Source organism: Sinorhizobium arboris LMG 14919 (assembly GCF_000427465.1).
GTDB lineage: Bacteria > Pseudomonadota > Alphaproteobacteria > Rhizobiales > Rhizobiaceae > Sinorhizobium > Sinorhizobium arboris.
Window position 1 is genome coordinate 229,937 of record NZ_ATYB01000009.1, and the last position, 17,209, is coordinate 247,145.

Here is a 17,209-nt window from a genome sequence, read left to right on the forward strand (position 1 = left end):
TCCAAAACGGTGAACCTGGACTCGATGATATTCTGCCTAGGTAGCATCAATGCCGATTTAACATTCGGCGGCATAGCAGACATGGCGGCCGGCGGCACGATACGCACCGGGCAATTCCATCAGCGCGCTGGCGGCATGGCAGCCAATTCGGCTTACTTCATTCATTGCTTGGGTGTTCCGGTGCAGCTCCTCGGGCGCGTCGGCGACGACCACTTCGGCAAGATCGCTCTTAATCCGTTGCGAAAGGCAGGCCTGCCACTCGACGGAGTCTCTATAGCCGAAGGCGAATTCACAGGCGTTGCCGTGATTGCCGTTGCGAAGGATGGAAACAAAACGATGCTGTCGGCGTCGAACGCCAACAACAGCTGGCCAAAAGAGGCCGTTGCCGCAGTCGTCCAACGCATCATGCTGGCGCCCGATGGTTCGATGCTCGTTGCCGACTTTGAGGTGCCCCGGTCAGTTCTGGAGGCGGCATTCGACGCCTGCGAACGCAGAGGCTTTGACATCGTTGTCGATCCAACATTCCCGGAGGAGATGAGAAAGCCAGACTTTTCGCGGCTCCGTGCCATCACTCCCAACGCGCAGGAAGCGTCAGCGCTCGTCGGCACGCAGGTCAGCGATGAGGCGAGCGCCAGGGAGGCAGCCCGGGTACTTAATGAATGGGGCGTTGATATTGCCTGTCTCAAATTGCCTGAAGGCGGATGTATTGCGGCGAAGGGAAACGAGCTTTTTACCATTCACGCCCCGAAGGTCGAAGTAGTTGACAAAACCGGGGCGGGCGATGCGTTCGTCGGAGCCTTGTCCATAGCCCTGCTGAGGGGACTGCCCTTTGGTGAGGCCGCTCGATGGGGCGTTGCTGCTTCGAGCATATCGGTCAAGCGAAGCGGGGCTCAGGAATCGTTTCCCCCTGCAGAAGAATTCAACCGAATGCTTGAGGTCGTCAGAGCGGCGGCATAACCGCGGGCGGAATTTCGGGGATGCGGCGAGCAGATGCGTTCAGAAGTGAAACAAATCGTGTCCTCCGACTGTTAGGAACTCATTCGATGCCGGGCAAGGGCCCGATCGCAAGCCCGCAGCATTGGCGAAGGCAGCCAGGGCCCGCCGAGGTCTACCCATCAACGAGTTGGATTCAGATCGTGGAGGCACCATGTTGACCGAAGCACAGAAATTGACGCTGGAGCAAAGCGTCCGTGACGTTCTGCAGGATTTCGACCAGAGCGGTGCCGCCTTTACGACGCCGATGCTCATCTCTGCCCTTAGAGAAACCGATATGGCCGCAGACGAGCACCTGCTCGACGAGGCCGATACAGAAGCGTTCATCACCGACATTGTTACACGCCGACGCGACGAACTGGACGGAGGTCCACGCCAAATCGTTGTGCTGGAAGTCGATCCAGAGCAGAAATGGGGGTTCAAAGATGCGTAGCGGCGGCTCTCGTCGCAACGGCTGGAAGGGGCGACGCCAGAACACGATAACGTGGTCCCCACCACCGCCTGCACTTTGAAAGCGAAGGCCAACGAACACGATTGCGGACGACTCTCGCGAGCGAAAGGTTTCCTACAGCGGCAATCTGCTGTGAGAAGTCGAGGATGGTTATGGCCACTTGCACCGTTAGGTTCTTCAATGGAGAAATAGGATTTGGGTTCATTACGCTATGTAAAGAGCTACACGGCGTTAGCCGTCCGCCGCGTTTACGTCGCTGCCAGGTGCTCCTCAGTGAGGGCAAGGTGATCCATACGTGCAAGATAGCACAAGCGGTCGCGCTTCACGTTTCAGAGCGCCCCGAAGACGAAGCTCGCGCGGAACATCGCGACGTTGTAGCGATTGGGCTGTTCAAACCGGAAACGATCGAATGGCAGCCATTGCGCGCGATCCTTCTTCAGACAGCACCTTGTCCCCGGACCAGCGGATCCGTGCGGCCCGTCTTGAACGCCGGTCGCTGCAAAGCCGCAGCAGCACGTTCACGTCGGCGGTGGCCAGCGGAACGATAGCAAGCCTGATCACGACGGCGGCATTGGCGCTGCTCGCTGGATTGGAGGGACGGAACGTCTTTCAGCCAACCAATGCCACGAGCCATTGGTTTCAGGGCGGAAATGCCGGCCGCGTCAGGGTCGCAGACGCGAAGCACACCTTGCTCGGCTACTGCACTCATCATCTGTCGGCGATCTTCTGGGCTCTGCCCTTCGAAGCATGGCTGGCGGCGGGCCGTTCCAGGGAACCGTCGTACTGCGGAAGGCGGCGCTGACCGCCGCCGTTGCCTACTTAGTCGACTACCACCTGGTTCCGAAGCGGCTGACCCCCGGTTGGGAGACCGTTCTCTCGAAGGACTCGATTGGAATGACCTATGCCGCACTGGCGCTGGGTCTGGCGGCGCGAGCGATGCTGTCACACATATCGCAACATCGGCCTTGGGGCAACCGCAGCATTGGCGACGAAAAAGAAATCGACCTGAATTCCAGGGCCGAGGTCATACCGGTTCGCGCTGTGTCAACGTGCATGATCAAAGGCAGATCGGCCAGCGACTCGTGTGAGACCTTTAAGCACGCTCCATGCTCGCGACCATTGCCCAGATCGCCCGGCTTAGGGCAACTTGTCCGACGGGACCACACCGAATGGCTGTTCCCCCCATTCCAGGATCAAGGCGGACCGATGGACCGACCGTTCTTCGGAAAGCCGGCACTGCATGTCTCGCCTTGAGTGGATACGAACCACGGGCCCACCAATAGTTTCGGCGGGAATGTCCGAGCGGTCAGTGATTGTTCGGCTCCTGCATCCATTGCGGAATGTCTTGCTTGGCATGTAGCACGCGCCACACATCCACATGATCTGGCTGGTCGCGATAGAAAATGAGATAGGGATATCGCTTCAGAGAGACACTCCGCAGGTCAGGCAATCCCAATTCGTATGCATACCGCAACGATCCGGCCTCAGGATGGCTTGCGATCAAAGCGTACGCCGCTTGAAGTGCGTCGATGAATCCGAGGGCGGCCTCGGTTCCTGCTTCGCGTGCATAATAGTCAATGGCCGCCTCGACGTCGCTGCGCGCCAACTGCCGCAGGATAATAGTCTTATTATTCACTTGGTGTGCTGACCACGAACTCGATCGCGCAGACTGGTGAAATATTCCGCGTCGACCGGCTCAGTTCGCGCGGACGAGGCTCCGTCAAGCAACAACCTGCGTAACGCGAGGCGATCCTGATCTCGACGTATCAACTCCCGAATATACTCACTGCTTGTCCCATAACCCCGTCCGGCGACTTGCTCATCGACGAAGCTCTTAAGATGGTCCGGCAGGGAAATGTTCATTGTGCCCATGCAAGTGACCATACCGGCCTTGGCAAAAATTGGCAAGACCGCTCGCTTCTCTTGAACCACGAGACCGACGTCGCGATGCCGAATCGCGGTATGGCAGCAGGTTCCTGTTGATACATTATGCGATCTTCTCGGCCTAAAACATGAACATCCTCGCAAGAAGCCGTGCACACGGCTCGTGAACAACGGCGGCCTTCGACCCAAAGTCGCGTTCCCGAGAGCATCCGGAATTTCGGGTGCCAGCCCGCACAGCAGAAAAGTATTCGCACGCTTTTGGCTGAGACACAGATATTGCGTCCGGGGCACTGTCGGCTAGCGTCACCGGCTAATTTAGTTTTGGCTATATCAATTCTCCCGCTCGCTAACCCACGCCGCAAGGCTTTGGACCAGGCTGACAACGCGCTTTCTGACTTTCGCGTCGCGAATTCGTTCGAAGGCTTTGTTCAGGGCCAAGCCCTCGTCACTGGACACAAACTCGGTCAAATCATTGTGCGGAATCGGCTTGGCGGACTCGTCGTCCTGACCGCCCGGCATGTTCCCGAAAAGTACGAGGGTGCCACTTCGAGCACTTTGGCAATCGCTTGAAGCCGGCTTGCTCCGACCCTATTGGTCCCCTTCTCGTACTTCTGCAACTGCTGGAATGTAATCCCGAGCGCCTTGGCAAGGGTCTCCTGGGTCATCTCGATCCAGAGTCGGCGCATACGGATTCGGCGGCCCACGTGAATGTCGATGGGATCAGGTTTCTGCCTCTCAGGGCTATGAGTGAACACGCATTACCCCCTTGGTGTTTGTTGATTTCCGAGCCAACGCCCGCCCGCGTGCCTGGATCTAAAACTCCTGCCGGCGGGCACCTGGACAATCTCTCCGTGGGCGCACGAGCATGCTTAAAACCGCAGCACGAGGCCCAGGATTGGCCCCTGCTGAACGGCGTCGAACACGAACCCGTTGTTGCTATAGTCCACGCCCAGTGCGCGGTAGCCGGCGACCGCCGAAATCGTGTCACTGAACCGGTAGCCGATCGCCGCGGCGACGTCCCAGTCGAGATCGGCGCCACCGGCACCGACGAGCCCCCAGCCTGTCAGGTAGATTTCGGATGTCAGCGAATAGATTCCGCGAAAGCCGGCCAGACCGTCTACCCAGGTGGCATCATCGCTTCTGGAGCGCCCATCGAGAAGCCTGCCGCTAAAGGAAAGCTGGCTTTCGACCGACCATACGCGCAGACCGCCCACCACGTCCAAACGCGCTGTCCCGCTTTCGAAGACAGAGTACCCCGCACCGAGCAGTCCTGCGAATGTTTCGGATGCGAGCTCAACGTCCGTCGCGAGAACACCTCTTGGTGTGCCCGCCTGCCCCGAAATCTTTGTATACATCACGTCAGCGAAGATGCTGTACGGGCCGTTGCGGGCTTCGCCTATTGCCATCGCACCGAACTCAAGATTATCGAAAATGTCGCTGAAACTGGCATCGACATCCACCGCCGGCAGCCCGAACTGGGCAACGTCACCCGACAATCCGGCCGCCCAGAAATAAGGGGCAAAGGAAAAGGTCCATCCGCTATCGGTGGTCGTCTGCTGAAGCTCCGGCGTCATTGGGGAATATATTTCCGCAGCGTTGACCGTCCCGACAACGAGGCACGCTCCGATTGCCGCCACAGTACAGGAGATGCAACTGTTCATGATTTCTCCCTATAACGGTCGCTGTTGCGACCAACCTGTGTTGGTGGTCCGCGTTCAACCCGCTGAGATGGATTGGCGCTGCGCCTCGACCGCACTGTTCTGACACCGATCTGTGTGACACAGGAGATCGATGATTTGTTTTTCGCAGCCGCCACGAACAGCGCCGTCGCGGCTGCATGCACGCCAACACAGATATCAACTCACCTTCGTCACTGGCGGTATCGTCCAGGAACCATCGATTATGGATGGATTGCTTTCGTTGGGCCAATAAAGGCGCATCATGAGGATGAATTTTCCCTTGGGCGCCGGAAGCCAGTTCGATTCCTTGTCCGCTCCCGGTGACTCGTGCTGGATAAGCAGGTCGATCGAGCCATCGGGGTTCGCCTTGAGTGGCTGGCGCGCACTGATTGAGTAGCGATTCAGTGAATTGTCGACAAAGAAGTAGTCTGCATCATACATGGTCAAGGACCAGAAACCCGAAACGGGCGGCGTTAGGCCTTTGTTGAACGTCAGAACGTACTTCTCGGACCCGTTATATGCCCGCTTAATTACTCCGCTGCCGGACTTCAGCGAGGTTGGGTAAATCGCATCCTGGGGCCGGTTAGCTCCAAGACCGATCGCGGTAACCAGGGCACGCTGGATATAGTTGGTGCCGTAAATACCGGTCTTCGTCGTGAAGCCCCAGCCATCAATATCCTGCACGTCCCCGTCGCTGAATTTGAAGTGCATCATGATGCGTGCGAAACCGAGCTGCGGCACCCGCTTCAGGAAGGCCGGGTCGAACTTGGTCTTGTCGAAGTCCTGGCCGGGAACGATCCCGATTTCGGCGAGCTTAGCGACCATGGGCGCATCCGCATCGGTCGGCGGATTTCTTTTCAGGAGCTCGGCGAAGAGGGTGAAGTACTCGACGGCGTCCATATTGTTGACCTGCTCGCGAACGGCGGTCTTCATGTCGATCGCCGGATCGACCTTGCCCTTGGGTGGAGCCCAGTCCTTCCCCCATGCGCTTAAGGGGTAAAGCTTCACTTCATCCTGCAGCTTATGAACTTCGGCGTAGTCCTCCGGGGTTCCCGTGCAATAGATGCGCCCAAGCAGCCACACGATGCTCGTCGGAGACCTGTATTCGGTCACACCCTCCGGAAGCGTCCCATCCCACCCAGGGCCGGTCACCACGAACGTCTGTGGGCCCGTGCCAGTGGTGCGCTTTCCGGGAACGTCGAACACTGTCGTCCAGCCATCCAGCATTGGAAACAGGGCATAGCGGTCTTTCAAGTCCGGCAGGCTGACGACCCAAGGCTCATTTCCCACATCGAAGAACGCGGTCGTATAGAGGGTATCGGCATTGGGCGCCGTCACGTCCCGGAACTTGGCGTCCGGATACTGGCGCAACTTGATCAGATGCCCCATGGGGCCCCTGCTTCCCTCCGCTTCGGCGACGTTGGTAATCACCCGGCGGGTCATTTCCATCGTTACCAGAGGATAGGCGTAAATATAGGCCTCGACAGCCAGCGCGAACTCGTCGAGTCCTTCCGGAAAATCGGCCACCAACCCGTCTCCGGCCATCGCCGGCGAACCGAGAGACCCAGCCGCCAGCGCCCCAAGACCGGCCTTCGTCAAGTCACGACGTGTAATATCCATTCTGTCCCTCCAAAGAAAAATTGAGTTGCAACGCAACGCGTTGAGTTCAGTCGATGTAAACGACGACGTAGCGCCCGCCTTCTGGTTGGTAATAGACCCCGCCACAACGCCATACCACGACACCGTTCACGCTGGTTTTGACGCAACCGGCTGGCAGAGTGGCGGCATACACCGAGGAGCGGCGGATCACTCGACGCGTCGTACGGCGGGCGACGCCAGCCACACTTCCCGGCGTTATTGGTCGGCCTATGACTGCGTGCGCCTCCGACACAAACGGGCCGAACGGCGTGGGAACAACGTTGTCCACCGCAAGCAGCGCCAGACCAACGATGGCGATTGAAAGGACCTTCAACTTGCGCCTCTTCATTGCGCCGCCTCCAGTGAAAGCTCGCCAGTGACGTCGGCATGGTGGTGTTCAACTTTGTTCGCGGCGGCTGGCGGCGCGAATTTAAACTGTGCCGTATCGATCGCGTCCGAATTCCAGTTGCTCAGTCGCAGCGTGTATTGCGGCGCCCCGGTCATCCATTTGGTCGTGATGACATACTTGAGCGGTAATGGCTTGCTGCCCTTGCTGATCCAGATTTGCCAGTCGACGATATCGGTCCTGAAGGCGAGATGATCGCATTCGACGCCGTTGACGAAGGCCGATCCGACGACGGTTCCCTCGGTGACGCCATCAGTGAGGACCCCATAGGGATCACTTGCCAGCAAGTCCGCTCCCGGAGCGTCCAGTTCGCTTGTGGCGCGAAGTTCCTCAGTCGCATCTTCAATGCTGCGGCCTGGACTTTGCAGTTGGGCATAAGTATTTGTGATCCGATCATGGAGCGATATCGTGGTGCCGTCGAATATCACCTCCGCCTGGGCAAAGGGCCCCATTCGATTCATCCGGAACCCCTTCGCGCGATCGAGTGCAATGGAGCCGGATGCGCTGTACTGAATCTTCTGGCCATCCAGAGTGACGATTTCCTGATCTGCATCGTAGTCGACACTAAGAGTCGGCATCGACCTGAGTTTTTCGCTCATCGCAGCCAGGATCCTATCGGCTTCGGGATCAATCCCGTCTCGCGCTGAGGCCGGCCGAGCGATCGCGCTGACTGCGAGCATGGATATCAGTGCGTACGAGCGCCATGCCGTACCAAGCTGTCTCATTATAGGTCCATTCATTTGCTCACCTGCCGCCTGCAACTGGTCGGTCATGGCGCGCCGTCCGGAGTCCGCATCCGGGTCTATTGCTTCTTGGGCCCGGGACGGCGCATGCGGGAGCACGACGGCAATCACGGTGGCCGCCAATCCCGTCGCGCGACGCCTGGTCCAGGAGACTACATCGGCATGCACGTTCTGTTGCTTCATCTCGCTCACTCTCAGCTAGTGGGATTCCGGGATGCATCGCCAATGTCTTGATCGGAGGAGCCCTTCAGTCGGAGTTTCCCAAGCCGGGCTTCCACCCTCCCCGCCCTTCGAGGGCTTCGCCGATTTCGGCGACGAGGCAATTGATAAGCTCCTGCCATTCGCGCTCCCGCTCTTCACGCAGCACCCTGTCGGACTGCAGAACCTGGGCGAGCGCGTGCTCGGCTTCCGCGAGCTCTCCGCACAGATCGAAGAAATCCTCGCTCATTCTCATCAGACGGCGGATCGCGAATTCGGCCCGCGGGAAGCGACGCGCCGCCGCTGAAAAAGCCAGCTCCTCGCCCTTCTGGTCGTTGATCCAGGTCATCGCCCCTCCGATAAGCAGGCAGCCTATGCGGAGTTTCGGTTCGTGCGTAGGTGGAGGGCTGTAACTTACGTGATCATCTGTTGCGGCCGGGTGCCGCGAGGCGCTCGCCATTTTGCCGCCGCCCTATGGCGCGCTGCAGTCGATCGACGGTTGTCGCTGTTGCACTTTACACGCCTGATCTATAGTTTGTGGCTGCTAGATGCGGCTTTCGGCCGAAGGGAACGGCCGGCACAATTCTCGCTTTTCACGCACGGGGGTGTCGTGATTTACACTGCAGCATCGGACCCGGAAAAACCGCAGTCCACGGACGCCAGGTGTCTGGCCCAGCTCGCCCGCATCCGGCAGAGCGCGGATTTCGATGCGACCGAGCGCGAACACCGCTTTCTCCAGTATGTCGTCGAGGAGACCCTCGCCGGCCGCGGCGGTCGGATAAAAGCCTATACCGTCGCCGTGGAAGTGTTCGGTCGGGACAGTACGTTCGATCCACAGAACGATCCGATCGTGCGCATTGCTGCGAGCCACCTTCGCCGGTCCCTGGAGCGCTATTACCTGACGGCCGGGAAGTCCGATCCTATGGTCATCGAGATTCCCAAGGGCGGTTATGTCCCTATCTTCTCGGAGCGAGCCTCGCCTGAGCCCGCCGCGGCCACAATGCTGCCTCCGGCTCCAGGACCGATGGACGCCTTCTCGGTTTCAGCGGTTCCTTCCTCTGACGACGTTCGCGCCCAGCTCGAGCGGATAGTCTCGAACCCGGAATTTCACGGTGGCGGGCGAGGAACCGCGCTCCTGCGCTATATTGTCGAGGAGACGCTTGCTGGCCGAGCCGAGCGGATCAAGGGCCACTCTATCGCAACCGAGGTCTTCAAGCGCGACGAGAGCTTTTCGCAGGACGACCCGGTCGTGCGGATCGAAGCGGCCCGGCTGCGGCGGGCGCTCGAGCGCTACTACCTGGTCGCGGGGCAGACCGATTCGCTGCGAATAGAGGTCCCCAAAGGCGGGTACGGGCCGACGTTCAGATGGAACAATCTCGTGCCTTCCGAAGCGGACAGGGCGTCGGTTCCGAATATGTCCGAGCCAGCTCCCCTCAGAAGGCGGCGGTATGGGGCATTTCTGGTCGCAGGCGTCGTGGCAGTCGCGGCCGCGATCCTCGGCTACTCGATGATCGGTCGGTCGGGACTGCTTTCCGCCTCACCAGCAGACGCTGTTCCGGTGCCGGATGGTCCCACTCTCGTGATCGCGCCCTTCGCCAATCTTGGAGAGGGGCCGAATGCCGTCATCTATACAGATGGCCTGACGGAGGAACTCCTGACCGCTCTTCCCCGCTTCAAAGAGATCAAGGTCTTCGGTCGCGAGACATCGAAATCGCTGCCGCCGGACGTGGACGTGTCGCAGGTCCGGGATGAACTGGGCGCGCGGTATCTACTTGCGGGCGGCGTGCGGACATCGGGCAGCCGCATCCGGGTGACCGCCCGACTCGTCGATGCCTCCGACGGAGTGATCCTGTGGTCGGAAGACTATGACGACGATCTGAAGTCGCGCGATCTGTTCGCAATCCAGTCCGATGTCGCGAGCAAGGTGGCGACCACCGTTGCGCAGCCGTACGGCATCATTGCCCAAGCCGCTGCCGCCATCCGCCGCCAGACGATCTTGGCGCTTATCGGTGCACGCTGAGGTTCTACGACTACCGCGCCGAGCTAAGCGTGGAACGTCACGCCGAGGTCAGGGCATGTCTCGAAAGCGCGGTCGCCCAATATCCGACCTATGCGACTGCCTGGGCGATGCTGTCCATCGTCTACCTCGATGAGGAGCGATTCAGTTTCAATTCGAGGTCCGGCGCCCCCACTGCCATGCAACGGGCGCTCCACGCGGCGCGGAGAGGAACTCAGCTCGATCCCGGCAACACCCGCGGCCGTCAGGCGCTGATGACCGCATTGTTCTTCAACGGGCAATATGCCGAGGCGATGCGCACCGGAGAGCAGGCGCTTGCCATGAACCCTAACGACACCGAGCTCTTGGGTGAATTTGCGACCCGGCTGGCGATGGGCGGACAGTGGCGCCGCGGCGCGGCGCTTCTGGACCGGGCAATCGCGCTCAATCCGGGCGGAGGGGGGTACTATTACGGAGCTCGTGCCCTAGCGGCCTACATGCTTGGAGACTACCCGGCGGCGGCGGCCGGCATCAAACAGGCCGACCTCCAGAAATTCCCGCTTTTCCATGCCGTCGCCGCGGTCATCTATGCGGATGCCGGGATGCCAGACGAGGCCCGGCGAGCGGGCGAGACGTTCATGCGGATGCGCCCTGACTTCATTCACAACATTCAGGCTGAACTCACGACGCGAAACTACACGCCGAAAGATCAGTTGCGCCTGGTTGCAGGGCTTCGAAAGGCGGGCCTGCCAGTACCGGAGGGCGTTGAGGCCGCTATCGCGCGTGCGGCGAACGATGCACGGCCGCGCTAGAGGGTCACGATAACTACACGTAACTACCCTGATGCTACGGGCGTGCCGCTCTGCCTTCACCTAAACTTCGTGCATCGGCCGTGGGGCAGACTCGACCGGAGGATGTCGCGTTTCGCACGACGCACTCTTAACATGGGGATACCAGTGACCAGTCAAAATCGCCTCACGAAACACTCCGGATTCTTCCGGCTTTTTCAAAGCATGGTGGTCTGCGGAACGTTCGTGGTTATGACTGGATGCGGCGGGCATCCCAAAGGCGTGCTGACGCCTGTCGCCGAGGGCACGCCTGCGACGAGCCGCGTCGATATGCTGATCACCACCACCCGTGGCCGTTCGGAGGTGGCCGGAGAGATGTTCACGGGCGAACGAGCGCGCGCCCCGGCCTTCGCGAATATCACGGTTTCGATTCCGCCTGTCCGCAGGGTCGGCGAGGTTGCCTGGCCGAAGAAACTTCCGTCCAATCCGGCCACTGATTTCGCGACGTTAAAGGCGGACGAACTGACCAGGGATGGAGCCAAGACCTGGCTCAACACAACGGTCAGGAAGAGGCCAGACCGCAGCGTGCTCGTCTTCATCCACGGCTTCAACAACCGCTTCGAGGACTCCGTCTATCGCTTCGCGCAGATCGTCCATGACTCAGGAATCAAGAGTGCGCCTGTGCTGGTGACATGGCCGTCGCGAGGCAGCCTGCTTGCCTATGGCTACGACCGCGAAAGCACCAATTACACCCGCAATGCGCTAGAATCGCTCTTCCAGTATCTCGCCGCAGATAAAGAGGTGAAGGAGGTATCAATCCTCGCACACTCGATGGGGAACTGGCTCACGCTCGAAGCTCTCCGCCAGATGGCGATCCGCAATGACGGCCTGCCGAACAAATTCAAAAACGTGATGCTTGCGGCTCCGGATGTCGATGTCGACGTCTTCCGTTCGCAGATCGAGGACATGGGCAGCCAGCATCCCCGGTTCACCCTGTTCGTATCCCGCGACGATCGAGCTCTCGCCTTCTCTCGCCGGGTCTGGGGCGACATTCCCCGGCTCGGTTCGATCGACCCGGAGGCCGATCCCTACAAGCAGGAACTCGCGGACAACGAGATCAACGTCATCGATCTGACGAAGATCAAGGACGGCGACGGCATGCATCACGGCAAGTTCGCCGAATCCCCGGAAGTCGTGCGGCTCATCGGCGCACGCATCTCCGAAGGTCAGTCTCTGACGGACAGCCGGTTGGGCCTCGGGGACCATCTCATTGCAGGAACGACGGGAGCCGCCGCGGCAGCCGGCAGCGCTGCCGGCCTCATCCTCGCTGCTCCGGTCGCCGTCATCGATCCGCATACCCGAGACAACTACGCCCACCACGTTGGTTCGGCGATGGGACAATCGGGTGGCAAGCAGAAGGTGGCCGTGAAAGGCTGCGGTGCGAGACAGTCGGCTGAACGCGATCCGGCGTGCGCGCCGCAAAACTAATTTGGTTTCGTCCCGGGGAACTCGATTAGTGCCTACCCTAGAAAGGGAGCAGACAGTTCCTGTCGATGTATTATGCGATCTTTTCATCACAGAACGGGAACGTCTCCCTGCTGCGCGCGCGTTGGGACAGCTTCCTCTATACGCGTTGCGCGCTCTGATGAAGGCGAGCGCAATCACGGTTCGTGTCGTCGCGGGCGGCAACGATGAAGGGTGCGGTCAAGCGGCTGCATTGGCGAAAGCCTCGGTCACTTGGACGGCCGCTTCCGGGGTGCATCCCCAGCGGCTCCCAAATATGGCCGTCGAGATCCTCGAAGCAGCGGCTGTACATGAAAGCCCTATCCTGCGGCTTTTCGCGCGCCTCGCGTCCACCGCACGACCGTCTTTTCGGTGATCGCATCCACCGCCTCGCGGCGATCCGGATCTCAAGAAGATCCGCAGAAGCACTGAGCCGACTCTGGGAAGGGTTTGATGATCGAGGCTCTGACCGGGCTTGTCGTCGTCATCGCGCTCGCGGCCTACCTGGTCGTGACGCTTCGTGCGGCCGGAACGGTTCTTCAATACCTTTTCCCGCTACCAGAGCTTTGGGCTAGTACCCGGTCATCTCCAGGTAGCCCCTCCCACTGACACTGCCTTCAAAGGCAATCGGGCCCTCCCAATACGGTATGGACGTTGACATCCACGCATGGTCGTTCAGAGGCTGGGTTGTGACGTCAAAGCCGCGACTGGGAATCTGGACGTTCCATGAAACGGGAATTTGACGTCCTGCGACTTTGGCGGTTCGCACGGGAACGATCTTGAGAGCTGCCGCGGGTAAGGGGTCCGGTCGCCCATCGGCAGTGATCCAAGTGGCGGAGGTAAATCCCTCTCCTTCATTTCTGAGACGGAAGCCCATGAGCTTCTCCCCTGTATCGAGATGCAGCGAGAACCAGTCCCAACCGGTCTGATCTTCCGCAAGCGGCTGCGACGACCACTCGCGGTCAAGCCAAGCTTTCCCCGTCACCTCGACATTCCCGGTCGGTAGCGAAAGCGAGCCGGTCACCGCATAGAACGGTTGCGAATAGTAGTAGCTGGCCTGTCCCTTCGCTGATTTCAGCGAATAGCCGTTATCGCCATGCGACACCAGCGGGCCCGTGGCCAACAGGCGGAGTTCGTAGCCGAATTCCTCTGCCGTCGCAGTCAGGCTGAGATCGGCCAGCTGATCCGCTCCTGGGACGGCATGTCCCTTCATCTGCCAATCATCGATCCAGGCCGAGAAGGGCTCCGCGACAACCCCAGCCTGCCCCACTCCCCCGCGTGCAATACGCTCTGCCACGAAGTGGTCCCCTGAAGTGGTGACGGCCGCGTGACCCATCCAGAGTTGGGGGCTCGACCACCCGTTGACCTCCCTTGGAGCAAGCGCTGACCGGAAAAGGGTCCACTGCGCTCCGTATTGAGTCCCGTCGGGAGCTTCAAGATTGGCTGTTAGATACCACCACTCTATCCGGAAATCCGGATGTGGGCCGTGGTCGGCAGGGAACCGGAACAGCAGGCCGGGCTGCGGCTCCGAGAACCCTCCGGCAACCGAGCCGAGGCCAGCAAAACCCTCGGAGGCCGCTTGGCTTCCGGACAAGCTGGCCATTGTCATCATCGCAACGGCGATCGCAGTCGATCTAACGCTCATTGGCGAAAGCCTTCAGAAGATCCGACGGCGCGAGTCCCGCCAGCCGGCGAAGCGGGATCAGTACGGAAACGACCGCAGCGGCGAGCGCGACGAGACCGAGCCTGACCCACTCGTAAGGAAAGATATGCATCGGCAGACGCCAGCCGAAGGCTTCGACGTTCACCACCGCGAGAAGCACCCACGCCAGCGCCAGGCCGAGTGGCAAAGCGGCAATAAATGTCGCCAGCCAGAGCAGCAGCATCCTCAGAAGCTCGAGGAGAGCGAGATCGCGTCTCGTGACCCCCATCGCCCACACGGGTGCAAGCTGCGGGAGGCGCATGTCCGAAAGCGTGAGGAGGCTCGAGAACATAGCCAATGCCGCAACCCCAAGCGTGAATATATTCAACGCGCCAGTAACCAAAAATGTGCGATCGAAGATCCGCCGTGACTGTTCCTTCAGTGCCGCTTGATCGACGATGTTCTCTGGTGGAAGTCCGAATTCGTCCGAGAGGCTCGAACGTAGGTCTGCAACCTGTTCAGGCTGGACCCGCAGACCGTAGCGCAGGCGCGAGACGTGCGGGTAGCGAGAGGTCAGGGCGTTTATTCCGGCGATGACCTGGCCCTTTGGGTTCCCGTAATCCGAATAGACGCCCACAACCGCCGCACTCCAGTCGCTCGCCAATTCCAGCTGATCGCCGATGCGGAGCCGCTCCCGCCTCCAGAACTGTTCGTTGACCAACACCCCTTCACCGGACGCCACCAGATCCCAGACGTCCGGCCTGCCAACGATCAGGGGCCAGTGCTTCCTATAGGTCGGATCGTCAACGACACCGAAGATCTGCATCGGCTGCCCCCGGATCTCGGCGTCTATGCTGGAGATCGGCAACACCGATTCCACCTTGGTTGCGAGCCATGCCTTGAGCCTGTCTGCCTCGCCTTCGTTCCGGGCGGCAACGTAAAGCTCCGCGGCGAGACGTTGGTCGAGCCAGCCGACGAACGTAAGACGGAAGCTCGACACCATGGTTCCGACGCCTACATTTGCCGCCAGCGCAAGAAGCAACGCCATGAGGGCAAGGGAAAGTCCGGGGAGCTGCTGCCGCGCGTCGGCCCAGAACCATGTGACGAGCGCTCGCGAAGACGTCCACTGCATCAAGGTGATGAATCCGGAGAGCACAGCGGGGAAAAGTAGCGACGCCCCGAGCAGAAGACAGCCAAGCACGCCAAAGCCCGCCTGGAGTCCATCAGCCGACAGAAGAAGAGCTCCCGAGAGGGCTAGCAAAGCCGCTGCGGCCAGCACCTGAAACCGCCGCCCCGCTTCCGACGATCGCCCCCAGGTCTGGGGCTGGGCCGCCGCGAGCAAAGGCACCCTCATCAACCGCAACAGGCTGGGCCGACGAAACCAATGTTCCGGCCACTGCGATGGCGAAGCCAGAAACCCACCACTCCGGACGCAGGGAAAGCGTGCCGGGCACGCTGGCTCCGTAGAGTCCTTCGAGGGTTGCGGCCACTCCGGGTAGCAGCAGCGACGCGACCAAGTATCCAATGGCGACGCCGACCACCCCGGCGGCAAGGGCAAAAAGGATAAGCTCGGCGAGCAGCAGAACCGCAAGCGCACTCATCGAAACCCCAAGGCAGCGAAGCGTTCTGAACGTCGGCCGCCGTTGCTCGAAGGCGAGGCCGATCGTCGAGTACACTATTAACAGCCCGACAGCGAAGGCGAGAAACCCGAAAGCCGTCAAATTGAGATGGAAGCTCTCGGTAAGATGCTCGACGTCGGCTTGTGCATTTGGCTCGCGAACCGAGAGCGTTGGAACAAGCTTCCCAAGCGGCTCCAGACCGGGACGTTGGTTTTCGGCGATCACGATCCGACTGAGCTCGCCCTCTCGTCTCAATAGCCGCTGAGCCAAGCCGATATCGATGAAGGCAGCCCCGTCTAACATCCGATTCGAAACATGCAGCGCGAGGTCGGTCTGCCCTCGGATTTTCTCCACTGTTCCAGGAGAGACGACTATCATGCCCGGAGGCGTGATGAAGGAAAGCAAGTCCTCGGCATTTCTCAGGTCGACGGTCTGCGTCTCCGCGGGCATCGTCAGTGGCTCTATCCCAATCACCCTTAACCGGGTGGCTCCGAACCGATATTCCCCCTCCAAAACTGGCGACACGTTCCAGCCCGCCAGTCTGAGCCGCACGAAGACGGATTGAGGAATCGAGCGGTCGTTTGGGGAAACCAGGTTCGCCAACCCTTTCTGGTCGAGCACAACCGCGGCGCGGGCGTAGCTCGCGCGGGCTTCTGCATTGATTGCCTGCACTCCGGACCACAAGGCCGTCGCCAGTGCCAGGCCCGACAAGAGAGCGCCGAGTTGCAGCGGTCGTCGTCGCCAGTGGGACAGAAGTGCTGTGGATTCGGTCCACATCGTCATTCGATCCGCCCGCACCGCAGATGGACCTGCCGGTCGAGCCTGTCCGCCAGTCTTTGCGAGTGTGTCACCACGAGCAGCGTTGATCCAATTCCCTTCGAAAGCGAGAGCATCAGATCCAGGACGGCGTCTCCATTGGCCTCGTCCAGATTCCCCGTGGGTTCGTCTGCCAGAACCAAGCCGGGACGAGCGGCAAGGGTTCGTCCGATTGCCACCCGCTGCTGCTGTCCGGTGGAAAGCTGCTCGGGATATCTGGTCAGCAATGGCCCGATTCCGAGGCGCTCCACGAGTTTATTTTCCCACGCGAGATCGTGGCGTCCCGCAAGCTTGGCGTGGAAAGCGACATTCGCGGCCACGTCTAGTGAGGGGACAAGGTTGAACTGCTGAAATACGAGGCCGACTTCGGTTCGCCTGTAGGCGGCGCGTTCCCGATCGTTCAACTTGGAGATGTCTCGGCCCCCGATCTCGATCTCGCCTGAGTTCGGGCGGTCAAGGCCGGCTACGAGATGCAGGAGGGTGCTCTTTCCGCTGCCCGACTCCCCTGTCAGGGCAACGCTCTCGGCCGCGCCGAGATCGAGATTGATCCCTCTCAACACTTCAAGCCGCCCTTCGGCGGTCTCATAGGATTTCCTGAGATTGCGGAGAGTGATCACCATGGCGGCCAAGATTAGGAAGATTTCACATATGTAACTCTCCACGGCCGCTTGGAAAGGCCCACGGAGAGGAGATGCGAATGCTGAGCTCGTCGAACGTCAGGTCCTGCGCAAAACGGCTCGTCTTTCGAAGGAGACAAAGCTGTTTTTCCGGGGCCGCCTTAGCGCCTTTTCGGGAATGAACTTAGGGCCTAGGTCCTACACAAGCGGGCCGATGCCCAGACTTGAAGAATTCG

13 protein-coding genes and 3 pseudogenes are annotated in these 17,209 nt (G+C 60.3%); 5 read left to right on the top strand and 11 right to left on the bottom strand.

Annotation, left to right across the window (positions count from 1 at the left end; genetic code table 11):
- Positions 1-9 precede the first annotated feature (9 nt).
- The 3 genes from SINAR_RS01000000133235 (at position 10) to SINAR_RS01000000133240 (ending at position 2,246) form a co-directional block, all read left to right on the top strand.
- On the top strand, positions 10-957 hold the full coding sequence (locus SINAR_RS01000000133235) for a ribokinase (protein ID WP_150852010.1): 948 nt from the start codon (positions 10-12) through the stop codon (positions 955-957).
- Positions 958-1,147: 190 nt separating this feature from the next.
- Positions 1,148-1,426: a hypothetical protein gene (locus SINAR_RS0108925; protein WP_027998777.1), complete on the top strand. Its 279-nt coding sequence runs from the start codon at positions 1,148-1,150 to the stop codon at positions 1,424-1,426.
- Between the two features lie 427 nt (positions 1,427-1,853).
- A complete protein-coding gene (locus tag SINAR_RS01000000133240) occupies positions 1,854-2,246 on the top strand; it encodes a hypothetical protein (RefSeq protein ID WP_209439299.1) in 393 nt (130 codons plus the stop codon).
- 504 nt (positions 2,247-2,750) lie between these two features.
- On the opposite strand, the gene SINAR_RS0108935 is transcribed toward SINAR_RS01000000133240, so the two are convergent.
- The 8 genes and pseudogenes from SINAR_RS0108935 to SINAR_RS0108970 form a co-directional block, all read right to left on the bottom strand.
- Positions 2,751-3,080: a type II toxin-antitoxin system RelE/ParE family toxin gene (locus SINAR_RS0108935; RefSeq protein ID WP_027998778.1), complete on the bottom strand. Its 330-nt coding sequence runs from the start codon at positions 3,078-3,080 to the stop codon at positions 2,751-2,753.
- The gene (locus SINAR_RS0108940; protein WP_084617293.1) at positions 3,077-3,352 is read right to left on the bottom strand and encodes a type II toxin-antitoxin system ParD family antitoxin; all 276 of its coding nucleotides are present in this window, start codon (positions 3,350-3,352) and stop codon (positions 3,077-3,079) included. Before SINAR_RS0108940 ends, SINAR_RS0108935 begins: the two co-directional genes overlap by 4 nt.
- 306 nt (positions 3,353-3,658) lie before the next feature.
- Positions 3,659-4,014 (bottom strand): annotated as a pseudogene (locus tag SINAR_RS01000000133245) (helix-turn-helix domain-containing protein).
- A 183-nt stretch (positions 4,015-4,197) separates the two neighbouring features.
- On the bottom strand, positions 4,198-4,989 hold the full coding sequence (locus SINAR_RS0108950; protein WP_027998780.1) for a hypothetical protein: 792 nt from the start codon (positions 4,987-4,989) through the stop codon (positions 4,198-4,200).
- A gap of 195 nt (positions 4,990-5,184) precedes the next feature.
- Positions 5,185-6,627, bottom strand: coding sequence for a DUF1254 domain-containing protein (locus SINAR_RS0108955; RefSeq protein WP_027998781.1), 1,443 nt, complete (start codon positions 6,625-6,627; stop codon positions 5,185-5,187).
- A gap of 46 nt (positions 6,628-6,673) precedes the next feature.
- Complete coding sequence (locus SINAR_RS0108960) at positions 6,674-6,994, bottom strand: hypothetical protein (protein WP_027998782.1); 321 nt, start codon at positions 6,992-6,994, stop codon at positions 6,674-6,676.
- Positions 6,991-7,977 carry a DUF2092 domain-containing protein gene (locus tag SINAR_RS01000000133250; protein ID WP_027998783.1) on the bottom strand — a complete coding sequence of 329 codons (987 nt, stop codon included), beginning with the start codon at positions 7,975-7,977 and terminating at the stop codon, positions 6,991-6,993. Before SINAR_RS01000000133250 ends, SINAR_RS0108960 begins: the two co-directional genes overlap by 4 nt.
- 64 nt (positions 7,978-8,041) lie before the next feature.
- Positions 8,042-8,341, bottom strand: coding sequence for a hypothetical protein (locus SINAR_RS0108970; RefSeq protein ID WP_209439300.1), 300 nt, complete (start codon positions 8,339-8,341; stop codon positions 8,042-8,044).
- 261 nt (positions 8,342-8,602) lie between these two features.
- Between SINAR_RS0108970 and SINAR_RS1000000138445 the strand changes: the two are divergent.
- Together SINAR_RS1000000138445 and SINAR_RS0108980 are read left to right on the top strand one after the other, a co-directional pair.
- Positions 8,603-10,800 (top strand): annotated as a pseudogene (locus SINAR_RS1000000138445) (adenylate cyclase).
- A 201-nt stretch (positions 10,801-11,001) separates the two neighbouring features.
- On the top strand, positions 11,002-12,264 hold the full coding sequence (locus SINAR_RS0108980) for an alpha/beta hydrolase (RefSeq protein ID WP_050577456.1): 1,263 nt from the start codon (positions 11,002-11,004) through the stop codon (positions 12,262-12,264).
- A 586-nt stretch (positions 12,265-12,850) separates the two neighbouring features.
- On the opposite strand, the gene SINAR_RS0108985 is transcribed toward SINAR_RS0108980, so the two are convergent.
- The 3 genes and pseudogenes from SINAR_RS0108985 to SINAR_RS0108995 all read right to left on the bottom strand — a co-directional run bounded on the left by SINAR_RS0108985 (position 12,851) and on the right by SINAR_RS0108995 (position 16,976).
- On the bottom strand, positions 12,851-13,924 hold the full coding sequence (locus SINAR_RS0108985) for a lipocalin-like domain-containing protein (RefSeq protein WP_027998786.1): 1,074 nt from the start codon (positions 13,922-13,924) through the stop codon (positions 12,851-12,853).
- Positions 13,914-16,323: pseudogene (locus SINAR_RS01000000133260) on the bottom strand (ABC transporter permease). Before SINAR_RS01000000133260 ends, SINAR_RS0108985 begins: the two are co-directional and overlap by 11 nt.
- The gene (locus SINAR_RS0108995; RefSeq protein ID WP_027998787.1) at positions 16,320-16,976 is read right to left on the bottom strand and encodes an ABC transporter ATP-binding protein; all 657 of its coding nucleotides are present in this window, start codon (positions 16,974-16,976) and stop codon (positions 16,320-16,322) included. The pseudogene SINAR_RS01000000133260 and the gene SINAR_RS0108995 overlap by 4 nt, the downstream one beginning before the upstream one ends.
- Between the last annotated feature and the right edge of the window lie 233 nt (positions 16,977-17,209).

Coding starts and splice junctions, on each gene's coding strand:
- SINAR_RS0108925 (WP_027998777.1), top strand. CDS start 1,148: ATGTTGACCGAAGCACAGAAATTGACGCTGGAGCAAAGCGTCCGTGAC.
- SINAR_RS01000000133240 (WP_209439299.1), top strand. CDS start 1,854: ATGGCAGCCATTGCGCGCGATCCTTCTTCAGACAGCACCTTGTCCCCG.
- SINAR_RS0108950 (WP_027998780.1), bottom strand. CDS start 4,989: ATGAACAGTTGCATCTCCTGTACTGTGGCGGCAATCGGAGCGTGCCTC.
- SINAR_RS0108955 (WP_027998781.1), bottom strand. CDS start 6,627: ATGGATATTACACGTCGTGACTTGACGAAGGCCGGTCTTGGGGCGCTG.
- SINAR_RS0108960 (WP_027998782.1), bottom strand. CDS start 6,994: ATGAAGAGGCGCAAGTTGAAGGTCCTTTCAATCGCCATCGTTGGTCTG.
- SINAR_RS01000000133250 (WP_027998783.1), bottom strand. CDS start 7,977: ATGAAGCAACAGAACGTGCATGCCGATGTAGTCTCCTGGACCAGGCGT.
- SINAR_RS0108970 (WP_209439300.1), bottom strand. CDS start 8,341: ATGACCTGGATCAACGACCAGAAGGGCGAGGAGCTGGCTTTTTCAGCG.
- SINAR_RS0108980 (WP_050577456.1), top strand. CDS start 11,002: ATGGTGGTCTGCGGAACGTTCGTGGTTATGACTGGATGCGGCGGGCAT.
- SINAR_RS0108985 (WP_027998786.1), bottom strand. CDS start 13,924: ATGAGCGTTAGATCGACTGCGATCGCCGTTGCGATGATGACAATGGCC.
- SINAR_RS0108995 (WP_027998787.1), bottom strand. CDS start 16,976: ATGGTGATCACTCTCCGCAATCTCAGGAAATCCTATGAGACCGCCGAA.